The following is a 23,276-nucleotide window of genomic DNA, read 5'->3' on the forward strand; positions in this document are numbered from 1 at the left end:
TGTGACCACGCGCCGGCTTCTTGCACTCAACGTTGGCTCGTCCACCCTCAAGGGCGCGTCCTATCTGTTCAACACTGAGGGACACGGCGCGCAGTCTCGTCTGCTCGAGCGCTCCCGGGCCGAAATTCCAGTCGGCGTGGATGCGCAGGAGCGCCTTGCCACCCTGCTCGAGGCATTGTCGGAGCCGTGGCCCAGCCCCGACGTGGTGGTGCACCGAATCGTACATGGCGGTGACCTGCACGACGCCCGCGAGCTCGACGAAACCGTGCTCGCGAAACTGGATGCATTGGTGCCGTTCGCACCCTTGCACCAGCCGGTAGCCCTCGCTTTCGCGCGTGCCGCGCGCATGCGTTGGCCGCACGCGCGCCAAGGCGTGGCCTTCGACACCGACTTCCACGCGTCGCTCGCGCCCTGGAGCCGGCGCTTGCCTGTCCCTGAAGCATGGGATGCGCTGGGCATCCGCCGCTACGGTTTCCATGGACTCGCCTTTGCCTCCGCGCTCCGCATAGTGGCCAGCCACGACGCTGGAATCCTGAAGGGCCGCGCTGTCTTCGCGCATCTGGGGGGTGGCTGCAGCGTCTGCGCCGTCGAGGGCGGCCGCAGCCGCGACACCACCATGGCGCTCACTCCGCTGGGTGGAATCCCGAGCCCTACCCGCTCCGGAGATCTCGATCCCGGCGCGTTGCTGTATCTGCTGAGGCATGAACGCCTGGATGCGCAGGCGCTTGAAAACGGCCTGTACCGCAGTGCAGGCCTTGCCGGAATCGCCGGCCATGGCGACATGCGCGTGTTGCTGACGGATCCCGGCCCGCAGGCCCAGCTTGCCGTGGAGCTCTTTGCAGTCCGGATTGCGCAGTCCATCGCGGCCATGGCCACGGCAATTGGCGGTCTCGACCATGTCGTCTTTTCCGGCGGCATCGGCCATCGCGCGCCGGTTTTGCGGGCTCGCATCGTCGCGCGACTGGCCTGGCTCGGCCTGGCGCTGGCACCTGACGTCAACGATGCTGGAGCCACGCGGATCGACCGCGGGGGCGGGCCGAGCATATGGAACGTCGCGATCGATGAGGAGCGCGAACTGGCTGAATCGGCACTCGCCTGGCTGTAGCCACGACACGCCCCAAGGGTCGGCTCCGGTGGGGAATCACTCCTCGATCCGTGGCGACGTGAGCACCGCTGCGAATCCACCACCGGGGGTGCGCATGTTCGTGGTCTGGCCCTGGTACAGCCTGGCCGCGAACAACAGGACACCCGCCTCGGACGCGAAGCAGCGCACATCCGCCTTGAGGGACTGGCCCCCATGCACGATCCGCATGCTCGGTGGCGCGAAGGCCTGTGCGATGTAGGTCGCCGACGCCATAGACGCCCAAGTCCGCCGGGTCAACTTGTCGCCCCGATAACTCCCACGGCTGCCAAACCCTGCTGCAGGCTTGAAGAAATATCCGTTGCGCACTGCCCACAACGCATCCCGGTTCGCGGGCACGAGTTCGACCGTGGGCGGGATCACCTGGCCCAGCAGTGCCGTCGAACCCGCATCGACCCCGAACCCGCCGAGCAGAGCCGGGTCCCCGAGCACCGCAAGGTTGCGCTTGTCGGCAAACAGCGCGTGTGCTCGGGGATGCGGCATCAGCGCGACGTCCCCTGCCAGGTAAGCCTCACGAATGTCTGCATGCGAGGCATCCTCGAGCGCGAAATCGGTCAACCGGTTGTAGACAGTGTCGATTCGACCGTGGGCATCCTCAAGCCCGTCCGAACCAAACGACAAATCCTCGGGAGCGCTGATCACGCAGTCCACGCCATGGTCCCGAAACGCGTTCGCGTACAGCACAAACTCGGGGTAAAGGAACTGCGCTCGCGGAGTGCTGTCCACGATGGCCAGGCGCGACGGCGTGCGCCCGGATTGCTGCCGAGCATCCTCCATCCAGGCCGTGACGGCCGCATCACGCGCTTGGGCCGCGTTGGTCCAGGTGGCCCATGCTGGCGGCGCGCAAGACCGCACGGCATCGAGCAACAAGGCATTGAGGAGCAGACCGCCTGGATTGGTGTTGACCTCGATCAGCCGCGGGCCATCGACCGTCAGGTGAAAGTCCAGACCCAGGACGCCCCCCGCCGAACCCGGATCATGGGTTGCAATGTCAGGGGCCCATTGCAGGACCCGTTGGCTATATCCCGGGTTTCCTGCGACGTCGAAGACCGCCGCCGCGACTCGTCCCATGGCCTCCAACGCGGGCCGATCAACGAACAAGGCATAGGGTGAAAATAAGTGCGCGTGTACGGCGGGATCAGTCGTGAACTCCGGAAAGGCACCCCGGATCGACGCGTGCAGACGGAGGATGTCGACCACTTCGCATGCACACCGCTGGTTGAGCGGCGCGCTTTCCAGGGTGGCACAGTCGATCTCGCAGCCTGTCTGTCCAACTATTATCGGAGTCCGCGGTTCAACCACAACAGGGATTGTTCTGTTGGATCGGTGGACATGGCACTGTTCCGAACGAGCAGAACACACAGCAGTCGCCTTGATGCGGACGCAAAACCGCTCCACAGCCCGTGCACTCATAGAAGAATTGACACGCTGTGATGGGCATTGTCTCGGTCGCCCGATGGCCGCACTCCGGGCAGGTCAAGATGCTTTCCAGCTTGACGTCACTCACCGCCAGTCCGCACCTTGGCCGGGAAGCCTGCTTCCGTGACTGCACGCGCGATTCCGGCTGCATCCGTCTGGCTCGATTCGAACGTCACCGTGACTGTTTCAGCCCGGGTGTCCACCTTCACATCGGCCACGCCCGGCACCTTCTCCAGCGCCTTCCTGATGGTGATGCCGCAGGCGGGACAGGTCATGTTCTCAGCATCGAGCATCACTACGGTTGCGGGCGTCGCAAGAGCGGCACCGACCGACAGAGCAGCCACCAGGGCCAGTATCCACTTGTGCATCGCGCCTCCTACAGAATCCAGACGATGTAATAGGGAAACAGCAGCAACAGGACGATGAGGGCTGTCGCCAACCAGAGCCAACGTCGCCTGCGTCGCAGAGCGTCCGGGGCGATGCAACTGCCATCCACACCGCACCGTGCCGCCGGTCGATACAGCATCCAAAACGCCACGGCCAAGGACAGTACGGCGGCGGCGCTGAACCAGGGCCTCAAGGGATCGAGAGCTGTCAGGGTGCCGATCCAGGCGCCACTGATGCCCAGCAGGACCAGCACCAGCGGCACGACGCAGCAGACCGATGCGCCAATGGCGGCGATGCTCGCGCCAACGATGGCTGGAACAGACGATTTGGCCGGGGTTGTTTGCATCAGAGCATACTAGCCTCTGTACCTAGGTACGGAGTCAAGCCGTGCGTCCGAACACGTTTACGATCAGCCGGCTGGCGGCGGCGGCCGATGTGCACGTCGAAACCGTGCGCTACTACCAGCGGCGTAGGCTGCTGCGTCAACCCGAGCGACCCATAGGAGGCGTGCGTCGTTACGACGAAAACGATGTCAATCGGCTTCAGTTCATCCGGCGCGCTCAGATGATGGGATTCAGCCTCGACGAGATCGCTGGCCTGCTAGAGATCACAGGCGAAGGTTCTTGCGAGCAGACCCGTCAGCTGACCGAGCGAAAGCTCGTCGATGTCCGTCTACGAATCCGCGAGCTGCGACAGCTGGAGAGGGATCTCGAACAGAAAATAGCGCGGTGCGCCCAAGTGCCGGCGGGAGAGTGCTGCCCAACCCTCGATTTTCTGGAGCGGCCAATAAAGCCAGCTGCGACAGGCAGTTAGCTCACTTTCGGCCCGTTTTTACACGAATCCCTGCCGACCCTCTAGTTGGACAGGAAGGCAACGGTGAGCCCGCTGATGATGGCGATCTGCTGGACCGTGGCGAGGCGGCCCCGATAGCGCGCCGGTGCAACCTCGGCGATATACGCCGGCGAGATCACACTGGCCGCGCCCACCGCGAAACCGCCCATCACCCGCGCGATGATGAACATGATCGACGAGGACGCGGCCCCCGCACCGATTGCCGACAGCAGGAACAGCACCGCCGCGATGATCAGCACGTTGCGGCGTCCCAGGCGGTCGGCCAGACGGCCGGCGCTGAAGGCACCAATGGCGCAGCCCAGCAGCATCGAGGCGATCTCGAACCCCTGCATCCACTCGCCGGACCTGAACGTCTGGTGCAGGCCGTCCTGCGTGCCATTGATCACGCCACTGTCGAACCCGAACAGGAATCCGCCAATTGTCGCCACCACGCTGATCACTACGATCAGGCGCGTGTTCTCGCCACTCCGCATTGCCTGGTTCATTGCCCTTCCCCTCCCGGTGTGATGTCAGCGCAGCAGATACTGGTTGAGGAGGTTCTCGTAGCGCTCCTGCTTGCCGCTGACCTGCGCGGGCTCACCGAGCTTGATGGCCATCGCCGCCAGGTCGGTCAGGCCAAGCGTGCCGTTTTCGAAGTCCCTGCCCGCGCCGCTGTCGAAGCTGGCATACCGCTCGGCGCGCCACTGCTCCCACGGCGAGTCGTGCAGCAGGGCGTGCGCCACTTCCAGCCCGCGCGCGAACGCGTCCATGCCACCGATGTGGGCGATGAACAGATCTTCCAGGTCGGTCGACTCCCTGCGCAGCTTGGCATCGAAGTTCAGCCCCCCCTCCAGCCCGCCCTGCCGCAGCACGACCAGCATCGCGCCGACGGTGTCGTACAGGTCGGTCGGGAACTGGTCCGTGTCCCAGCCGTTCTGCCCGTTGCCACGGTTGGCGTCGATGCTGCCCAGCAAGCCGTGGTCGGACGCGACCTGCAGATCGTGTTCGAAGGTGTGTCCGGAGAGTGTGGCGTGATTGGCCTCGATGTTGAGCTTGAAGTCCTTGTCCAGGCCATGCGCTTTCAGGAAGCCTGCCACGGTCGCACTGTCGAAGTCGTACTGGTGGTTCATCGGCTCCATCGGCTTGGGCTCGATCAGGAAGTTCCCTTTCAACCCGATGCTGCGGCCATAGTCCCGCGCCATCGTGAGGAAGCGCGCGAGATGGTCGAGCTCGCGCTTCATCTGCGTGTTCACCAGCGAGGCGTAGCCTTCCCGGCCACCCCAGAACACGTAGTGTTCGCCGCCCAGTTCAACCGTCGCTTCCAGCGCCGCCTTCACCTGTACGGCGGCACGCGCCACCACGCCGAAATCCGGATTGGTGGATGCACCGTTCATATAGCGCGGATGCGAGAAGAGATTGGCTGTTCCCCACAGCAGCTTGATGCCCGTAGCCTCCTGGCGCGCCTTGGCCAAGCCGACCATGTGCTTGAGGTTCTTCTCGTACTGGGTGACATCGTCGGCGTCCGGTGCCAGGTCGATGTCATGGAAGCACCAGTACGGCACGCCAAGCTTGGTGAAGAATTCGAACGCGGCGTCCACCTTCGCTTCGGCGGTGGCCATCGGCGAGCCGGCCTCCCACGGGAACCGGCGGGTGCCTGGACCAAACGGATCATGCCCCGCGTTGCAGAACGTGTGCCAGTAGCAGGCCGCGAAGCGCAGGTGCTCCTGCATGGTCTTGCCACCGATGACCCGGTCCGCGTCATAGACCTTGAATGCGAGGGGGTTGTCCGAGCCCCGGCCCTCAAAGGGGATGCGGCCGATGCCGGGGAAGTATTCCGTGGCGCCGATGAAAGGCTGATTGCTCATGGTGGGTCTTCCTGTTGGTGTGGGAGGTGTCGCGAAAGAGGGAGATCAGCCGCGATACAGCGGCATGATGGCGTCGAGATGGCGCAGGAATCGGGCATACGCCGTGGCGTAAGCGTCCGTGCGCGCCGGATCGGGCTGTGCGGACTGCAGCGGGTCGAGCGCTACGTGCCGGTCTGCGATCTCGGCGATGGACGCGCCCTCTCCACGCGCGTGACCCAGCGCCCACAGGGCCTGCAATGCCGCACCGAATGCCGCGCCTTCGGACTGGGTCGGCACGTCCACCGGAAGGCCGAACACATCGGCCACCAGTTGCCGCCACTGCGCGCTGTTGCTGCCGCCGCCGGTCAGCACGATGCGTTCGAACCGCATGCCCGCGCGGACAAAGGCGTCGTAGCCGTACTTCAGGCTGTACGTCGCCCCTTCGACGGCCGCACGGTAGAAGTGCGCCGGGGTCATGTTGGCCGTGTCCAGGCCCGCCAGTACCCCTTTGCCCAGCGGCAGGTCCGGCGTGCGCTCGCCATTGAGGAACGGCAGCATCACCAGGCCGTCTGCACCGGGCGACGTCGCCCGCAGGTGCCCGTCGGCATACCGGGTGCTGAACCCGAACGCATCGGCGACCTGCTCGGTAACGACCGTGCAGTTCATCGTGCAGATCAGCGGCAGCCAGCCGCCGGTGGACGAGCAGAACGCGGCCCATTTCCCGTCCGGGTCGACCACGGGCGTGTCCGAGTAGGCGAACAGGGTGCCCGAGGTGCCCAGGCTCATCGCCAGGCGACCGGGCACGACGCAGCCGGTGCCGATCGCCGCCATCATGTTGTCGCCACCGCCCACGGCCACTTTCACGGTCGCACGCAGCCCCAGTGCCGCCGCGATGGCCGGGTCGATGTCCAGCATCTCCTCGGGCGCGGCGATGCGTGGCAGGCACGCGGCAAGGTCGCGCTCGGGATCGGTCGCGCGCAGCAGAGGGCTCGACCAGGTGCGGGTGCGCACGTCCAGCCAGCCCGTGCCCGACGCATCGCCGTACTCGCAGAAGCGCTCGCCGGTCAACACGAAATTGAGGTAGTCATGCGGCAGCAGGATCGTGGCAAGCCGCGCGTAGGCCTCGGGCCGATGGGTCCTGGTCCAGGGCAGCTTGGAGGCGGTGTACCCGGTGAGGACAGGGTTGCCCGCCAGCGCGATGCTGAGCGCTGCACCGCCCACTGCGTCCATGATCTGCACGCACTCGGCCGACGTGCTGGTGTCGCACCACAGCTTGGCCGGTGCCAGCACCTCGCCTGCCGCGTCGACCGCTACGAACCCGTGCTGCTGGCCCGACACCGCCAACGCGGTGATGCGCGAGCGAACCTTGGGTTCGATCGCATGGAAGCAGGCATGAAGTGCGGCGACCCAATCGGCCGGGTGCTGCTCACGGCTGCCATCGGCGCCGCACGTGAGGTCCAGCGGCGAGCTGGTGCTGGCAACGAGTCGACGCCCGGCAGGGTCGTACACGACGATCTTCAGGCTCTGCGTCCCTGCGTCGATTCCGGCCACCAGTTCCATGTACTGCACTCCCGCCTGTTATTGAAGTTAGCGCTACCATTTCCAGACAACAGCATGCTGCCGCGTTACGTCAGGGCTGGCGCCCGCGGCCATACGTCCTCTCCCGCCCTGCAGTAGCGCTCGATGAAGGCGGCCTGCGACGGCATCGTCGCAACCGCCTGCTGCACCGGCTGGCGGATCCGCGCCAGCAACGTCCGCAGGTCCGCGTCATCGATGGCACGTGCCAGCGGGTGCGGCGGACCCGGCTGAATCCCCTGCCCCATCAGCACACTGGTCCAGGAATCGACCCGGAACAGCTCGCCGGGGTCCTGCCACGCATGGGCCCGCTCGCGCCAGGCACGCAGCCGGATGGCGAGCGACTCGGGCAATGGCATCTCGCGGCACGCCTTCCACATCGGCTCGTCGCGCTGGTTTGCGTGGTAGTGCAGGATGATGAAGTCGCGCACATGCTCCATCTCCTGGCGGCTGACATCGTTGTACAGCGTCATCAGCGCCGGGCTGATGCCGTCAAACGGGAACAACTGGATCAGACGCACTACGGCACTGATGGTCAGGTGGATGCTGGTCGATTCCAGCGGCTCGATGAAGCCACTCGCAAGCCCAAGCGCCACCACGTTCCTGTTCCACGCCTTCAGCCGCCGCCCGCTACGGAATGGCACCAGCCAGGGATCGCGCAGGGGCGGGCCCTCGACGTCACGCAGCAGCTTGGCGTGCGCTTCGTCGTCGGACATGTGGCGGCTGGAAAACACCAGGCCGCAGCCGACCCGATGCTGAAGCGCGATATGCCACCGCCAGCCGGCCTCGTGTGCGATGGCGCGGGTGTACGGAACCGGCGGCGAGACCGAGCCGGTCTGCACCGCCACCGCGCGGTCACTGGGCAGCCAGTCGTGCCAGTCCTCGTAGCCGGTATGCAGGGTCTGCTCGGTCAACAGGCCGCGGAAGCCGGTGCAGTCGATGAACAGATCGCCCTCGATGATCTGCCCGTCCTCCAGCACCAGTGCCGCAACGGAGCCGTCATCGGCATGTTGCTGCACGTTGCGGATCTTGCCCTCGACCCGCCGCAGGCCCTGCGCTTCGGCCCTGCGTCGAAGGAACTTCGCATAGAGGCTGGCGTCGAAGTGATACGCATAGTTGAGTTGCGGCCGGGTGTCCAGCGAGAACCGGTCGCCGCGCGAGGCGACGCTCTCCAGGCAGAAATCGCCCAGCTCCGACGGCATGCCGCGGCGCAGGCTGTCCAGCCAGAAATGGTGGAACGGCGCAGCCCACGTTCCCTGCCCGATCGTGCCGAAGGGATGGATGAAACGGTCCCCAGGTCGACGCCAGTTCTCAAACGAGATCGAGAGCTTGAACGTGCCGGCGACCGCGCGCAGGAATTCCTGCTCGTCGATCTGCAGAAAGCGGTGGAACGCACGGATGGGCGGCACGGTCGACTCGCCAACGCCCACCGTACCGATCTGCTCGGACTCCACCAGGGTGATGTCCAGCTGGTCGCGGAACTGGTGGGACAGCGCACAGCCGGCCAGCCAGCCGGCCGTGCCGCCACCGGCGATGACGACCTTGCGGACCCGTGCGTGTGGTGTGTTCGCAACGTTCAATGCGATGCTCCCATCAGCGGTTGAGTCGAGCCAGCAGCTGTGCGCGCGTGCGCCGTGCCTGCGTCTCGTCGAACGGTGCCAGCTCGCCCCTGGCCGCTTCAGGCAGGTGCTGCCCTGCGCGCTCGCCCGGACCGAAGACGTAGTAGTCGAAGATCGTCGACCAGGCCTGCTTTTCACGTGCAGGCAGATCGCGCAGCGCCCACATCGCATGCTGGAGCGCCGGCAGCGGGGAGGAAAGAAAGCCGGGTGTGCTGCGCCACCAGTAATTCACCAGCACGTTGAATGGCGCCAGGCTGCGCACGTGGTGCCACCACATGCTCGGAATGAAGATGGCATCACCCGGCTCCAGCTCCGCAGTCCGCGCGCTTGCCAGGGCATCACGGAAGCGGGGATGGCGCGCGAAATCCGGGCGCTCGAAATCCACCACGCTGACCACCTGGCCTCCCGGCGTGGGTTCCAGTGGCCCGGGATACAGGTTCTCGATCTGATCCGGCGGAAAGAGCGTGAAGCGGCGCCGGCCCACTGCGCAGCACGCCAGGTTGTCCGGGGTGTCGAAATGGCACGACGCCGTTACGCGGTTGCCAATCCAGATGCTGGCCGATGCCTCGATGCCCTGCCCCGCCAGGCCGGCATCGTTGGCCTGCGCGAACCCGGGGAGCGCCCGCTCGATCAGCAGCGCGGCAACATAGTAGGTAGGCGGCCTGGGCTCCTCGAAGGTCTCGGCAATTTCGTCCAGCACCTGCGTCAGCAGGCCGCGCCGGACCTCGACGTTCAACCGCGTGAAGTCCTCGTTGTAGAACGGACGCCCTTCAATCTCCGGCCCGCCGAACGAATACGGCACAGGCACGCCCGCATCGAAACCGCGCAGATAGGCCAGCGCCTCGTGTGTGGAACGCCGCCCGGCCTGCACCAGCCCCCAGTCGCGCGCGATGCCGCGCAGCACGACCGGCTCGCCGACGGCAGCCAGTGCCGACAGCGGCAGCGCTTCCGGCGCAAGACCGTCGAGAACGCGCATGGCAACGCCGTCATACATGGGTCAGTTCCTGCCCGCCGCCACGGCGGCATCCTGCGTGCGCAGGCGGCGCTGCTTCTCGGCGATCAGGCGCCGCATGTTGTGCAGAGACGCCAGCATCAGGTACGCGCCTTCCAGATACCCGGCGCGGTTGAGGTCGGCGAGCGCGGAACCGTCCAGCTGGGCCAGGCGGTCACGGTCGATCGCATGCAGGCCGTTGATGCCCACCCGATGACCGGTGTCGATCGTCACATCAAGCGAGACCGGCTGGATGAGTCCGTTCGTATCGAGCATGGAAAACATGTGTGCGCCAAAGGCATGGCCATCGTGGATGCCGCGCAGCACGCCTGCGATATGGTCAAGATAGGGGCTGTTCCCCCCTGCGGCAGGAACACCGGCTCACCCTGCATCGCGTTCACGCGCGGGTGGTCGAGGTCGACGTGCAGCACCGCTTCCTGGACAGGTGCGCCATCGATCCGGTTCTCCTGGAAGCCGATGAGGAACGGCCCCTTGGCCGCGGCCCCCGGCAGATAGGTGGCATTCCAGCGCCCATCGTGCAGAAACAGATTCTCGTGCTGCTCGAATCCGAGCAGCGCAACGGACTGCCAGTCCCCCGTCGCCGGGTCCCTGCGCAGAAAAATGGGGTACTCGCGCTGCAGCTCGGCGAACTCGCTCGGGTAGGCCGGCACCATGCCCACCGCGTCGCCGAACTCGGGCCCGAAACCGGTGGCCACGCGCAGGTCGCGGTGGGCGATGTTGTTGAGCATTTCGTAACGCGGCATGGTGGTGTCCAATCCCATCAGGAGCCTGGAACGGGTGCCGCTGGCCAAGCAGCGGCACCCTCACGGTTCAGAACCTGTAACGCACGCCAAGCATGTAACGCGGACTCTGATCGGCCAGCTTCACGATCATCTGCGAGGTGCGCGAACGCCAGCGAACGTCCTCACCGGTCAGATTGATCGCCTCCAGGCCGAACGACCAGTGATCATCCAGGGTGTAATTCACGCTGAGATCCCACTGCTCGTACGCTTCCACGTAGTACGGATTACGGCTTGCTCCCTGGTTGGCCAGGATCAGGTACTGGTCACGCCAGTTCCAGGCCAGGCGGACAGACCAGCCGTACTTCTCGTACATCAGCATCGCATTGGCCGTGTCGCTGAGTCCAGTCAGCGAGAACTGGTCGATGCCCGGATCGCCGCCGTTGTTGAACCCCACGTCGCCGTTGACAATGGTGTAGTTGGCGAGGATGCCAAACCCCGTGTCGCCGAAGAAGTACTGCCCACCCAGCTCCCAGCCATGCAGCTTGGATTTGTTCTGGTTGATGGGGCGGTTGACGTTGAACAGGTACAGCGGATCGGCCGCGGTGCCGTACAGATCGTACGCGGCCTCGGTGGCCAGCACCTGAGCATCCGTGCCGTTGTAGGCGCCCAGCCCGGCCGGGTTGTTGCGCAGCAGGGCCAGCGCGGTGAACAGCGAGGTGTCGTTGGCCGAGCAGGCTGCCGCATTGGCCGCCCCAACCTGGGTGATGCAGGCTCCGCTGGTCAGGAACGCCAGTGCCGCCTGCGCATCCGGTCCGGAACTCGGGTCGCGCAGGCCGTACAGGTTCTCCTGCACCACGGTGTTGCCCACGAAGTTGTCGACCTGCTTGTTCCAGAAGGTCACCGACACGTAGCTGGCGTCAGCGAAGTACCATTCCAGCGCCAGGTCCAGGTTGTCCGATTCCAGGGGCTTCAGCGCCGGGTTCTGCGCGGTGCCGCTGGCCCTCGACGACGGGTCGATCAGTACCGAACCGAACGGCTGCTGTGCCGTTGGACCGGCGTAGAGATTGCCGATCGGCGCGCGGGCGATGCTCTTGCCGAAAGACACGCGCCCCTTGAGGTCGTCCATCAGGTCGATGCTGAAGTCCAGGTTGGGCAGGACGTAGCTGTACGTGGTCTTCTCGGTGAAGGGTTGCTGCTCATCGGACAACAGCACGCGGAAGTCGTTGTTCGACTGCCACTCGATGGCTTCCGGAATGGCAATGATCGAGGTCGACACCACATCGGTGGTCTCATAGCGGACGCCCAGCCGCGTGCTGGTGCGCAGGCCGCCCAGGTCGCCGTCCAGCTCGACCTGGAAGTACGCCGACCGGGTCTTCTCCTCCACCCGGTTGTCGGCGGCGAGCTGCGGGCTCACCCCCAGGCTGGCGCCGTAGTTGTCGGCCGCCCACTGCGCGATCCGGCCGGCATCGCCGCGCCAGGCAGTGAAGCTGTTGGCACTGTAGTCCTTGAACAGCCCGACGATGTTGACCGGCTGCAGCAGGTCCATCAACCCGTTCGCGACGTCCCCGTCAACGTTGGCCACGCCCCAGTCGCCCAGGGTGTTGTAGTTCTCTGCGGCCTGGATGCGGTGGGTGGTCTGCTTGCTCGAGTCCACACCAAACTGGAAGCGGCCCTTGTCGAAGCTCCACTCGCCGTCGACGCGCCCCTGCTTGATCTCGCTGACCTGGGTCTGCGAATTGATGCGCAGCACCTGCGAGCCGATTTCGCCTGGCACGAAGCCCGGGTTGACCACGCCGTTGGTCTTGGCGATGGCGTCGGCCGTGCTGGGGTACCAGACCTGCGTGCCTACCGGCAGGCCGTTGTTGAAGACCATCTCCTGTACCCAGGACCCGCCGCAATGCGGTCCGGTGGTGCAGTTGTTGGTGCCGGCGATACTGCTGAAGATGGAGCCGCCGCCGGTCAGCGGATCGTTCGGGCGGCTCTCGTTCTTCGAGTCGTGCGCATCGAAGCTGAGCTTGAACCGGTCGGTGACATTCCACACCGCGTTCAGACCCAGCGAGCCCAGCTTGTACTTCTGCATGCTGCGCTGCTGCTCGAGGCCGAAGTCCTTGGTGCCCGCGATCTCACGGATGTAGATCGGCGTGGCAACCGCTCCGCTGGTATCGAACGTGACGTCGGTGTAGTTGCTGTTCTGCAGCCACATGCCCTGTTCGCCACGATTCTCGGTGATTTCGTTGGTCGAGTACGTGTAGTCAAGGGTCAGCGTGATCGCGTCTGTCGGCGCGAACTGCAGCACGGCCTGGCCGTTGATGCGCTCACGTTCGAACTCGGAGAAGGCGTAGCGCAGGTCGTTCGGCCGTGCGTACAGCGCGCCGATCGCCGGGGCGTTGACCACCGTCGGGTTGCCGGGCATCGTGCCGGTCCACGGCTGGATGTTCCAGTAGTTGTCGGTGGCCTGGACCGAGCCGCCCTTGCGCTTCTGGTAGCTCGCACTCACGCCGACGCCGAGGGTCCTGTCGGGGTTGGTGTAGCTGAAGATACCCGACAGTTCCGGGGTCAGGTCGTTGTCGAACGGCTGGCTCCTGTCGGAGACGACTTTGGCCCCGGCACTGGCAACCACGCCCTCGTGGTCGAACGGACGCGACGTCAGGATGTTGATGGTGGCGCCGATACCACCGCTGGGCACGTTCGCCTGGCTGGTCTTGTAGACCTCGATGCCGTTGATCGCTTCTGCGGCAAGCTGGGCGAAGTTGAACGCGCGGGTACCGCCGTCGACACCGCCGATGGCGACCTGCCCCGCTGCACCGAAGGCATCGGCACCGGGCATCTGGCGACCGTTGAGCGTCACCATGTTGAACTGCGGGCCAAAGCCGCGCGCCGTCACCTGGGCACCCTCGCCGTCGCGGCGCTCGATGGAGATGCCGGTGATGCGCTGAAGCGACTCGGCCAGGTTGGTGTCGGGGAACTTGCCGATGTCCTCGGCACTGATTGCATCCACCACACCGGCCGAGTCGCGCTTGATGTCCATCGCCTGGCTGAGGCTGTTGCGGATGCCGGTGACCTGGACGGTATCCAGCTGCGTCGGACTTGGCTGGGTCTGCGACTGGGCGCTGGACGCCGGCGTCGGTGCGTCCTGCGCGAATGCGGGATTGATGACCAGAACGCCGCCTACAAACGTAAACATGGCCCTGGATGTGAACTTCGCCAGCGTCCGGCTCATGAACGAGCCCTCCGGCCTGGGGTACGACGGAAAGCAGCAGCGCTCATGACTCTCCCCTCTGACATACGATCGAATGGATGTACCGCCCCTCCTGGGGGCACGTACGGGCGATGCCCGTCTTCCACACCGAACATCGCAGTGCGCGTTGCGCTCACTGCGACGCCAACTCGCTTTCAGACTTGCCAGAACAGCCGCGTGGTAAAGGGGGGGGTACCTGGCGGCCTTACTCCGGCCGAATGGTAGCGCTACCATCACGTCACGGGCGCAGCCTAATCATCCAGGGTTGCGCTTGTCATCATGCAGCGCAGCAAAGGAACCCATGCCGTGAAAAACAGCCACAGAGCGGTCCGTCGAAAGGCAGGCGCAGTCACCATCGATGACGTCGCGGCGCACGCCGGGCTTTCCGCCATGACGGTGTCACGCGTCATCAACGGCCATGCCGGCGTACGCGACGACAACCGCGAGCGCGTCATGCGCAGCGTGCGTGAACTTGACTACCGGCCCAACCTGGCGGCGAGCGCCTTGGCTGCGGCGCAGCACACCTGCATCGCGTTGATCTATACCAATCCAAGCTCCAGCTACCTGCGCGAGCTCCTGGTCGGTGCGTTGCGCGGATCCACCCGTGCAGCGGCGCAGCTGGTGATCGCCACCTGGGATGACCTGGGCGCCCAGGCACGTCGCCACGCGGCACGGCAACTTTCAGGCAGCGTGGCAGGCGTGATACTGCCGCCGCCCCTGTGCGAGTCGCAGGCCATCGTCGACGAGTTCCTTGCCGCAGGCGTGGCCGTCGTGTCCATCGCGTCCAGCCATTTCAGCGACAGGATGTCCTGCGTGCGCATCGATGACCGGCAGGCAAGCCACGACGTGGTGTCGCATCTGATCGCCCACGGACATACCCGCATCGGCTATATCAAGGGCGATCCAAATCAGACCGCCAGCGCCCACCGATGGCAGGGGTATCGGGATGCGCTGGCCGACGCCGGCATCGGCTACGACGACGCACTCGTCCATGCCGGCTATTTCACGTACCGCTCCGGGCTGGACGCTGCAGAACGGTTGTTGAGCGTGGACGCGCCGCCCACTGCGATCTTCGCCAGCAACGATGACATGGCATCGGCCGTGGTGTCGGTGGCGCATCGCCGCGGCCTGGTGGTACCGGGTGACCTTTCGGTGGTGGGGTTCGACGACACCTCCGCGTCGACGATGGTGTGGCCGGAACTCACCACGGTGCATCAACCGGTGGCGGACATGGCGGACACCGCCATCGACATCCTGTTGCGTGAGATCCGGCGCTCCGCGTCTTCGGGGCACCGCACGGTGAACCATGTGCTCGCGCACCGGTTGATCACGCGCGCGTCCGTAGCGCGACCGCGTCCAGTCCCGGCCATCGCGCCCTCGCGCGACCGTGACGCGTCACGCAAACAGCCCTGATGGCCCCTGCCCCCTCAGCGCGCTACGCGCCTTGGCGGGACAACCCGGCCACCCTCTCCCGCGCGGCAATCCGTTCGACCAGCGTAGTGATGGCCGCCTCCATCGCGCGCGCCGTCTGGTCGCCGCTCTGGTTGGTGATGACGAATATGCCAAGGTCGTACTTTGGCAGGATGTACACGTAGCACTGCGATCGGGGCACGCCGCCATGATGCGCGAAGTAGGTGCCCTTCAACCGGTCGCCGCTGACGATGTTCCAGAAATAACCGATGCTGAACCCGGGATCGAATTCGACGAGCGCGCGACGCGACTCCGTCACGACAGACCCGCCAGACAGCTGGAACCGAAGGTACTTCACCATTTCCGGCACGGTCACCTTCGCGTTCCCGGATGCGCCCCAAGGCAGTTGCGGCATCGGCGTGGTGGGCACCGGGTTGTCACTGTGATAGCCGATCGCAAGCCGGCGGGCCTCCTCGTCGCTCAGCCGGATCCTGACGTCCGTCATCCCTGCGGACTCGGCCAGGTAGCCGCGCAACAAGGACTCATAATCCGTCTTGTAGACCGTCTCCAGAACATGCGCGGCCAGTTCCGTGCCGGTACTGGAGTATGCGTACTCCTTCCCGGGCATGCGGGGAATCCGGGCGCCATGCAGGTCCCTGAAAAAGTCGGCCTTGCCGTAGTGCGCGTAGATGGCATTGAGCTCGCCGGGCGTGCGCTGGTCCGTGAAGTCCGCGAGCACTGTGTTCGCCTCCGCCGGCAGCATGTTCGGCAAGCCGCTCGTATGCGACAGCAGGTGACGGATGCGGATGGGGTCGCCCTTGTACGCCAGGTTCGGATAGGCGTCGTCGAGATACATCCGGATATCATCGTCCAGACGCACCTTGCCCTCCAGAACGGCATTGGCCATCAGGGTGCCTGCCAGTGTCTTGCTCAACGAGCCGATCTCGTAGAGCGTCGCATCGGTTGGCGGACCCGGCTTCCCCGCCTCCATGTCGCCGCGATGTCGAATGAATGCCTTGCCCCTGTACACCACGGCGATCGAGGTCGAGTGGAGCAGCGGCTGCTCGATCAGCCTCGCGGCGACCTCGTCGATGTCCGCGCCGAGGTCCTTCGCCGGGGTCGTCGTGCCCGTGCATCCCGCGACCAGCAGCGCGGCGGACAGCACGATGCAGTACCGCCGCCGAACACGCTTCGAAGTGGGTTTCATGCGTGGCGCTCGAAGGAAGAGGTGGCAGGGGCGCTTACGATAGCCGATCGTCGGTGGCGCCGCTTGCGCCGGCACGTGCGTGCAACCGCCACGGTTCCCGCGGCGCCTTCGGCCCGTTCCACGGCCAGAATCCTTCGACATCCAGCACCACCGACCAGCTCGGGAAGGTGCGGATGATGACCAGCAGGCCCAGCGACAGAATCGCCCGCCAGAGTTGCCGGCCCCCTCAGCGGTGGGCCAGTGCGAAATCCAATGCCGCGCACACCGCGGCAACCTGCGCGTCATTGCACTGCGCCGGGGTGGTGAGCGGGCTGTCCGGGTATACCTCGGTGGTGGTGGCAAAGCGCGCATCAGTGAAGCCGGCGCAGGCACCGATCGACCGCGACGCCCCCCACACCACGCCCGGGGACTGCAGCGGCATGCCGACGAGATTGCCATCGGCGTCGGCTTGGGCGATATGGGTGATCTTCTCCACCGCTGCGATCAGCGCCCGCTGGAACGCCGGCTCGGGATTCTCGCTGTTGCCGATCACATAGAAGCCATCGGGAATGGTCTCCGGCACCAGCAGCCTGCCGTCGCGCGCCGCCAGCGCCGGGTCGAATTCGTTGGCGTCGCTGTCGGTGGTTTCGTGCAGATCCACGTGGACCAGCAGCGTGTCGCCACGCGCGGCGATCCAGCGCATCAGCGCACCGGCCTCCTCGGCGGTCTCGCCGGGGCGGAAGGCCCGGTTGGTATCCAGTGCATCGGGATTCCAGCGCTGGATGCGTTCGTAGCCCCACGGGCTGACGCAGGGCGCCACCAGCAGGTTGATGCGCCCGGCATAGTCGGCCGCCTTCTGCTCCAGGAACAACAGGGCGCCATGCACGCCACTGGTTTCATAGCCGTGCACGCCACCGGTGATCAGCGCCGACGGCAGCGCGGGGTCCCAGTCGCTGCTGATGGCGGCGAACAGCGGGTAATGGTCCGGCGGGTAGTCGAGCTGCCCGTACTGGACGATCTCAATACGATCGCCAAGCCGCTCCAGTGCCGCCACGACATCGTCGTGATAGCTGCGCTGGCGCTGCTGGCGTGCGCGCCAGGCGGCGCGCTCGACGTCACCCCACGGCTGGCCGGGAGTCCCGATCGGATAGAAATGCGCGCTGCTCATCGAAGACTCCCGTACGTTGGACGCGCATTGTATCCGCGCACCACGATCCAGGGCGTGGCCGTGACCAACGAGCCCGACGCGGCAAAGGCGGGCCGCCACAAAAAAAAGGAGGCCGGTGGTCCGGCCTCCTGTTGTTTACCGCGCAATGGCACCCTACGCGACCTGCACTTCCTCATAGCCATTGAAGCGCATGTCGCTGGAAGCGCGCCCCTGGGTCAACGAGCGCAGGGCCGTGGTGTAGCCGGACAGCTTGGCCAGCGGTGCATACCCGAGCACCTCGACCTGGGCGCCGCGGTCTTCGATGGACGCGACCCGGCCATTACGGCGATTGAGATCGCCCACCACGTCGCCGACGTTGGCCGACGGGGCATGGATGGCCACTTCCATCACCGGCTCCAGCAGACGTGTGCCCGCCCTCGCCAGCGCGGCCTTGATCGCTTCGCTGCCGGCGCGATGGAACGCCATGTCCGAGGAATCCTTGGCATGGGTCTGGCCGTCGGTCAGGGTCACCTCGAGCCCCACCACCGGATGTCCACGCGGGCCCTCTTCAAGCGCCGCACGCACACCCTTCTCCACCGCTGCCACGAACGTCTTCGGGATCACGCCACCGACCGTCCGGTCGATGAAACGGATCTCGCCGCCGTCGATGGGCACCACGTCGATCAGCACCCGCGCGAACTGGCCCTGGCCGCCGGTCTGCTTGGCGACCTTGCCTTCCACGCCCTGCACTGCCTGTGCAGGGGTTTCCTGGTAGGCCACCCGTGGCGCCCCGGTGCGTACCGGCACATTCCACTCGCTGCGCAGTCGTTCGACCATCACCTCCAGGTGCAGCTCGCCCATGCCCCAGATCAGGGTTTCCCCGGTCACCGCGTCGGTGGAGACGTGGAACGAGGGGTCTTCCTGCGCCAGGCTCGACAGGCCCTGGCTCATCCGGATCAGGTCCGACGCCTTGTCCGCATTCAACCGCCAGGCCAGTACTGCGTGCTGGGCCTGGATGGCATCAAGCAGCAACGGCGCGGACGGGGCGCTGAGCGTTTCGCCGCTCACCGCATCCTTCCACCCGATCACCGCCACGATGTCGCCGGCCACGGCTTCCTTGATGTCATGGGTCTGGTCGGCCTGCACACGCACCAGCCGGCCGATCCGACGCCCCTGCGCATGCTGCGAACTGGCCACGCTGTCACCCACCTTTACCGTGCCCGAGTACAGCCGGATGAAGCTCAACGCCCCGTGGCTCTGGTGCGTGATCTTGAACAGCAGCGCGGCCAGCGGACCCTTCGGATCCGGCGGCAACAGCACCTCGCTGCCGTCACGCATGGCCACGACCGGCGGGCGATCCAAGGGCGACGGCAGGAAATCGACGACCGCATCCAGCAGCGTGTCGATGCCTTTGCTCTTGAATGCCGCACCGGCCAGCACCGGCACGCCGGCACCGGCCAGCGTGGCCCGGCGCAGGGCCGCGCGCAGCTGCGCATCGTCTATCTCGCGACCTTCCAGCCAGGCTTCACCGAGCGCGTCATCGTGGTCGGCGACCGCTTCGATCAGGTCCAGCCGGCGGGGCTGCCACTGCACGGCCTGCTCGGCCGTCCAGGCAGTCCGCACCGGCGTGCCGGTGTCGTCCCATTCGACGATCTCGCGGGCAATCAGGTCCACCCAGCCGTGGAACCGGCTTTCCACGCCCAGCGGCCAGCCGATCGCCCACGGACGCGCCTGCAGCTTGTCCTGCAGCTGCGCCAGCACGCGCTCGAAGGACGCACCGATGCGATCCATCTTGTTGACGAACGCAATCAGCGGCACGCCATGACGGCGCGCCTGGTGCCAGACAGTCTCGGACTGCGGCTGCACGCCGTCCACGGCAGAAAACACGGCTACGGCGCCGTCGAGCACGCGCAGCGAACGCTCCACTTCGATGGCGAAATCGATATGGCCGGGCGTGTCGATCAGGGTCAGGCGATGGTCGCCCTCGCCGCGGGCAGACCAGTGCGCCTGCACGGCGGCCGCACCGATGGTGATGCCACGCTCGCGTTCGATCGCCGAGAAGTCGGTGGTGGCAGCGCCGTCATGGACTTCGCCGACGCGGCGGATCTCGCCGGTTTTCCACAGCAGGCGTTCGGTAAGTGTGGTTTTGCCGGCGTCGATGTGGGCGATGATGCCCAGGTTGCGCCAGTGGGAAAGGGAATGGGTGTTCATGGGGTGTGCTCTCGTCGCCAACATCAAGGAGCCGCACGCCGCCGTTGGCTAACGGGCGTGCGGCCAGGTTTGGGGCTCGGCGGTCTGGTGCATGACACGTTCTCCTTTGCATCGGTTGTGTAACGCGGAAACGAAAAGAGCGCCCGATGGGCGCTCTCTCTGGGGGTCTTCAGGTGACCGGAAACCGGTCAGCCGCCTGATGAGCCGCAGGGCAGACGCGCCCGTCCCGCGTGTTCGCGGGTCTGGGTAAAAAACGTCAGGAGCGGCATCGAGGTCATGGCAGCGGCGGGTGGGGTGTGTGCGCGCATTGTAGGCCTCTGCCCGCGACACGCAAGTGAGTTTTGCGCGCACCACTGGAACAATGAGTGCAGCTCAACTCATACATTGATCCAGGTGGAACAAATGCGACCCGTTCCAGTCCGCATATGCGAATGGGTCGCAATTGCATATCTTTTCCAACAACTTAAAATGGCAGGGTGACCGCGTCATCCGACGACGGCATCGATGCTGGTGGCGGCCGCTGGCCGTGTGCGTATGGCCAGCGTCTGCGCCCTCTCCTTCCGTGTCCCGAGTTCCGTCCATGTCCCCCACCCCCGTCTCGCCCCGCAGACTGCGTCCCGATCTGCTCGCCCTGGCCTGCGTCTTTGCCTGCCTGCCCGTCGCCTCCGCGTTGGCGCAGAGCGCCACTGAGCTCGATGCCGTCCGCGTCAATGCCTACCGTGCCGCCAACAGCACCAGCGGCGCCACCAAGACCAGCACCTCCCTTGCCGAGACACCCCAGTCGGTGTCGGTGATCGAGCGCGCCGAGCTGGATGCGCGCGGCGTGCAGTCGCTCAACGATGCAATGCGCTATGTGGCCGGTGTCAGCCTGGAAAGCAGCGGCATCGACAATCGTGTCGACGATTTCCGCATCCGCGGTTTCGACGCCGGCAGCTGGGCCAACAACGTCACCCTCGACGGGATGCGCGCGCCACAGGGCAGCCAGTGGAACCGCAGCATGTTCGACAGCTGGAACCTGGAGCGTGTTGAAGTGCTCAAGGGTCCTTCGGCCGTGATGTACGGCCAGGTGGCCCCAGGCGGCATGGTCAACCAGGTGAGCAAGACGCCCACCCCCGACCCGGTGCAGCAGCTGCGTCTCGGGCTGGATGCCCACGGCCAGTACAGCGCCGCGTTCGACGTCGGCACCGGCAGCACCGGCAACGATCACCTGGTACGCCTGGTGGGCCTGTACCGCGACGGCGATACGCAGATCAAGCACACCGCACAGGAGCACTGGTTCCTGGCACCGAGCTACACCTGGCAGATCGCCGAGCACACCCGCCTGACCCTGCTCGGGCTGTATCAGAAGGACAACGGCGGCTCGACGTACCAGTTCCTGCCGATGGCGGGCACCCTCGACGCCACGCGCTACGGCCACATGAAGAACAGCACCTTCATCGGCGAGCCCGACTGGAACACCTTCAACCGCACGCTGTGGACGGCTGGATGGATGGTCGAGCACCGGTTCAACGACCACATCACGCTGAGCCAGAGCGCGCGCCGGACCCATGTCGATTCGCTGTACCGCGGCGTGGTCACCTTCGGCGCGCTCAATGCCGATGGCCGCACGCAGAACCGCCGTGGTGTGCAGGGCACCGGCGATTCCGACGGCGATACGTTCGACACCCGCCTGCAGGCCCGCTTCGCCACGGGCGGCGTGGACCACACCCTGCTGTTCGGCTGGGACTGGCAGCGTGCGGACTGGGAGGGCGTGCGTACGGCCATGTCCAGCCCGCGCCCGATCGACATCTTCAACCCGGTCCATTCCCCCTACCGGCCCACTGCCACCACGGAAACGCCGACGGCCGGCGTCAACCGCCAGAGCGGTGTATACCTGCAGGACCAGATGTCACTGGGCCACTGGCGCCTCACGCTGGGCGGCCGCTACGACTGGACCAAGGACGACGCCACCAGCGCCAATCGCAACATCGCCACCGGCATCTCCCAGCCCGGCGGGCGCAACGTAATCAAAAGCGAGGCGTTCACCGGCCGTGCCGGCGTGCTGTATGTGTTTGAGAACGGCCTGACGCCGTACATCAGCTATGCCGAGTCCTTCCAGCCCTCGACCAAGTCGCCGCTGGACAGCTTCACACACACCGCGTTCGAGCCGGTGACCGGCTCGCAGTGGGAAGCGGGCGTGAAGTACCAGCCGGCAGCCGTGGATGGCCTGGTGACCCTGTCGGTGTATGACCTGCGCCAGCAGAACATGATCGTTGACGATCCGATTGCCAGCCATCGCAACTGCGGTGCAACCGGCACCGCGACCTGCTCCATCCAGGGCGATGAAGGACGTGTGCGCGGCATCGAGCTGGAGGGCCGCATCACGCCGATCGAGGGCTTCAGTCTGATCGGCGCGGCATCGCGCATGGATTCGGAGATGATCCGTTCGGCGCCCTACAAGGGCAGGCAGCTGGCGATGGTGCCGGACTACACCGCCTCGTTCTGGGCCGACTACACCGTCCAGGGCGGCGCGCTCGCCGGGCTGAGTCTGGCGGCGGGCGCGCGCTACAACGGAGCCAGCTACGGCGACAGCGCCAACCTGTACCGGATTCCGTCGTACACCCTGTTCGATGCGGCGATCCGTTACGAACTGGGCCAGGTTGGCAGCACCCGCGTGCTGCTCGCGCTCAATGCGAGCAATCTGGCCGACAAGCGCTTCGTGTCCACGTGCACCGGAGTGTCCTCGTGCTACTACGGCAGCGGACGCAGCGTGATGGCCACAGCCACGTTCGGCTGGTAACCGCCGCGCTTCCGGTAGCGCCGCCCTCTGGTCGGCTGCTCTGGACGGTGATCGTGTGTCGGTGGCCGCAGCCGGGCAGAGCCCGGCTCTACGGGGTGGCGGTGCGTCGTGCTGGTGTAGAGCCGCCCTCTGGTCGGCTGCTTTGGACGGTGATAGTGCGACGGTGGCCGCAGCCGGGCAGAGCCCGGCTCTACGGGGTGGCGGTGCGTCGTGCTGGTGTAGAGCCGCCCTCTGGTCGGCTGCTTTGGACGGTGATCGTGTGTCGGTGGCCGCAGCCGGGCAGAGCCCGGCGCTACGAGGGTGGCGGCGCATCGCGCTGGTGTAGAGCCGCCCTCTGGTCGGCTGCTGTGGACGGGGATCGTGCGTCGGTGGCCGCAGCCGGGCAGAGCCCGGCGCTACGGGGGTGGCGGCGCATCGCGCTGGTGTAGAGCCGCCCTCTGGTCGGCTGCTCTGGACGGTGATCGTGTGTCGGTGGCCCCAGCCGGGCAGAGCCCGGCGCTACGAGGGTGGCGGCGCGTTGCGCTGGTGTAGAGCCGCCCTCTGGTCGGCTGCTTTGGACGGTGATCGTGCGTTGAAGGCCCCAGCCGGGCAGAGCCCGGCTCTACGGGGTTGGCGGCGCGTCGCGCTGGTGTAGAGCCGCCCTCTGGTCGGCTGCTTTGGACGGTGATCGTGCGGCGGTGGCCGCAGCCGGGCAGAGCCCGGCTCTACGGGGTGGCGGCGCATCGCGCTGGTGTAGAGCCGCCCTCTGGTCGGCT

The 23,276-nt window shown here is 66.1% G+C and carries 16 protein-coding genes and 2 pseudogenes; 4 read left to right on the forward strand and 14 right to left on the reverse strand.

The annotated features are described in order from the left end of the window. The first annotated feature begins 1 nt into the window (after window position 1). Window positions 2–1,105, forward strand: coding sequence for an acetate/propionate family kinase (locus GDJ08_RS01265; RefSeq protein WP_036196077.1), 1,104 nt, complete (start codon window positions 2–4; stop codon window positions 1,103–1,105). 36 nt (window positions 1,106–1,141) lie between these two features. Here the strand turns inward: GDJ08_RS01265 and GDJ08_RS01270 are convergent, their stop codons facing one another. The 4 genes from GDJ08_RS01270 to GDJ08_RS01285 all read right to left on the reverse strand — a co-directional run bounded on the left by GDJ08_RS01270 (window position 1,142) and on the right by GDJ08_RS01285 (window position 3,293). After that, a complete protein-coding gene (locus GDJ08_RS01270; RefSeq protein WP_153164117.1) occupies window positions 1,142–2,341 on the reverse strand; it encodes a hypothetical protein in 1,200 nt (399 codons plus the stop codon). A 94-nt stretch (window positions 2,342–2,435) separates the two neighbouring features. Further along, window positions 2,436–2,711, reverse strand: coding sequence for a GDCCVxC domain-containing (seleno)protein (locus GDJ08_RS20145; protein WP_465251337.1), 276 nt, complete (start codon window positions 2,709–2,711; stop codon window positions 2,436–2,438). Beyond that, on the reverse strand, window positions 2,641–2,928 hold the full coding sequence (locus GDJ08_RS01280; protein WP_017355169.1) for a heavy-metal-associated domain-containing protein: 288 nt from the start codon (window positions 2,926–2,928) through the stop codon (window positions 2,641–2,643). The genes GDJ08_RS20145 and GDJ08_RS01280 overlap by 71 nt, the downstream gene beginning before the upstream one ends. A gap of 8 nt (window positions 2,929–2,936) precedes the next feature. Then, a complete protein-coding gene (locus GDJ08_RS01285) occupies window positions 2,937–3,293 on the reverse strand; it encodes a mercuric transporter MerT family protein (RefSeq protein WP_017355168.1) in 357 nt (118 codons plus the stop codon). Between the two features lie 41 nt (window positions 3,294–3,334). Here GDJ08_RS01285 and GDJ08_RS01290 point away from each other — a divergent pair, with 41 nt between their 5' ends. Next, window positions 3,335–3,760 (forward strand): MerR family transcriptional regulator, encoded by a 426-nt coding sequence (locus tag GDJ08_RS01290; protein ID WP_017355167.1) that lies wholly within the window; start codon window positions 3,335–3,337, stop codon window positions 3,758–3,760. A gap of 44 nt (window positions 3,761–3,804) precedes the next feature. On the opposite strand, the pseudogene GDJ08_RS01295 reads toward GDJ08_RS01290, so the two are convergent. From GDJ08_RS01295 to GDJ08_RS01325, 7 genes and pseudogenes are all read right to left on the reverse strand, one after another. Next, window positions 3,805–4,284, reverse strand: a pseudogene (locus GDJ08_RS01295) (MFS transporter); the annotation flags it as partial. A 24-nt stretch (window positions 4,285–4,308) separates the two neighbouring features. Further along, entirely contained in the window at window positions 4,309–5,643 is a 1,335-nt protein-coding gene (xylA, locus tag GDJ08_RS01300; protein ID WP_153164118.1) for a xylose isomerase, read from the reverse strand. A 45-nt stretch (window positions 5,644–5,688) separates the two neighbouring features. Continuing rightward, window positions 5,689–7,182: a xylulokinase gene (xylB, locus tag GDJ08_RS01305; protein WP_153164119.1), complete on the reverse strand. Its 1,494-nt coding sequence runs from the start codon at window positions 7,180–7,182 to the stop codon at window positions 5,689–5,691. A 65-nt stretch (window positions 7,183–7,247) separates the two neighbouring features. After that, entirely contained in the window at window positions 7,248–8,777 is a 1,530-nt protein-coding gene (locus GDJ08_RS01310; RefSeq protein WP_136007035.1) for a tryptophan halogenase family protein, read from the reverse strand. A gap of 13 nt (window positions 8,778–8,790) precedes the next feature. Then, complete coding sequence (locus GDJ08_RS01315; RefSeq protein ID WP_153164120.1) at window positions 8,791–9,810, reverse strand: cupin-like domain-containing protein; 1,020 nt, start codon at window positions 9,808–9,810, stop codon at window positions 8,791–8,793. 3 nt (window positions 9,811–9,813) lie between these two features. Further along, window positions 9,814–10,589: pseudogene (locus tag GDJ08_RS01320) on the reverse strand (SapC family protein). 49 nt (window positions 10,590–10,638) lie between these two features. Further along, window positions 10,639–13,770: a TonB-dependent receptor gene (locus GDJ08_RS01325; protein ID WP_136007031.1), complete on the reverse strand. Its 3,132-nt coding sequence runs from the start codon at window positions 13,768–13,770 to the stop codon at window positions 10,639–10,641. Window positions 13,771–14,067: 297 nt separating this feature from the next. On the opposite strand from GDJ08_RS01325, the gene GDJ08_RS01330 reads away from it, so the two are divergent. Further along, window positions 14,068–15,201 (forward strand): LacI family DNA-binding transcriptional regulator, encoded by a 1,134-nt coding sequence (locus tag GDJ08_RS01330; protein ID WP_153164121.1) that lies wholly within the window; start codon window positions 14,068–14,070, stop codon window positions 15,199–15,201. Window positions 15,202–15,223: 22 nt separating this feature from the next. Here GDJ08_RS01330 and GDJ08_RS01335 read toward each other — a convergent pair whose 3' ends face one another. From GDJ08_RS01335 to fusA, 3 genes are all read right to left on the reverse strand, one after another. Beyond that, a complete protein-coding gene (locus tag GDJ08_RS01335; protein ID WP_153164122.1) occupies window positions 15,224–16,405 on the reverse strand; it encodes a serine hydrolase domain-containing protein in 1,182 nt (393 codons plus the stop codon). A 226-nt stretch (window positions 16,406–16,631) separates the two neighbouring features. Then, the gene (locus GDJ08_RS01340) at window positions 16,632–17,552 is read right to left on the reverse strand and encodes a M14 family metallopeptidase (protein WP_017355978.1); all 921 of its coding nucleotides are present in this window, start codon (window positions 17,550–17,552) and stop codon (window positions 16,632–16,634) included. Window positions 17,553–17,705: 153 nt separating this feature from the next. Beyond that, window positions 17,706–19,742: an elongation factor G gene (gene fusA, locus GDJ08_RS01345; RefSeq protein ID WP_153164123.1), complete on the reverse strand. Its 2,037-nt coding sequence runs from the start codon at window positions 19,740–19,742 to the stop codon at window positions 17,706–17,708. A gap of 580 nt (window positions 19,743–20,322) precedes the next feature. Here fusA and GDJ08_RS01350 point away from each other — a divergent pair. Continuing rightward, the gene (locus GDJ08_RS01350; RefSeq protein WP_229296419.1) at window positions 20,323–22,521 is read left to right on the forward strand and encodes a TonB-dependent siderophore receptor; all 2,199 of its coding nucleotides are present in this window, start codon (window positions 20,323–20,325) and stop codon (window positions 22,519–22,521) included. Window positions 22,522–23,276 lie beyond the last annotated feature (755 nt).

Source organism: Stenotrophomonas nematodicola, assembly GCF_009467805.1.
Taxonomy (GTDB): Bacteria; Pseudomonadota; Gammaproteobacteria; order Xanthomonadales; family Xanthomonadaceae; genus Stenotrophomonas; species Stenotrophomonas nematodicola.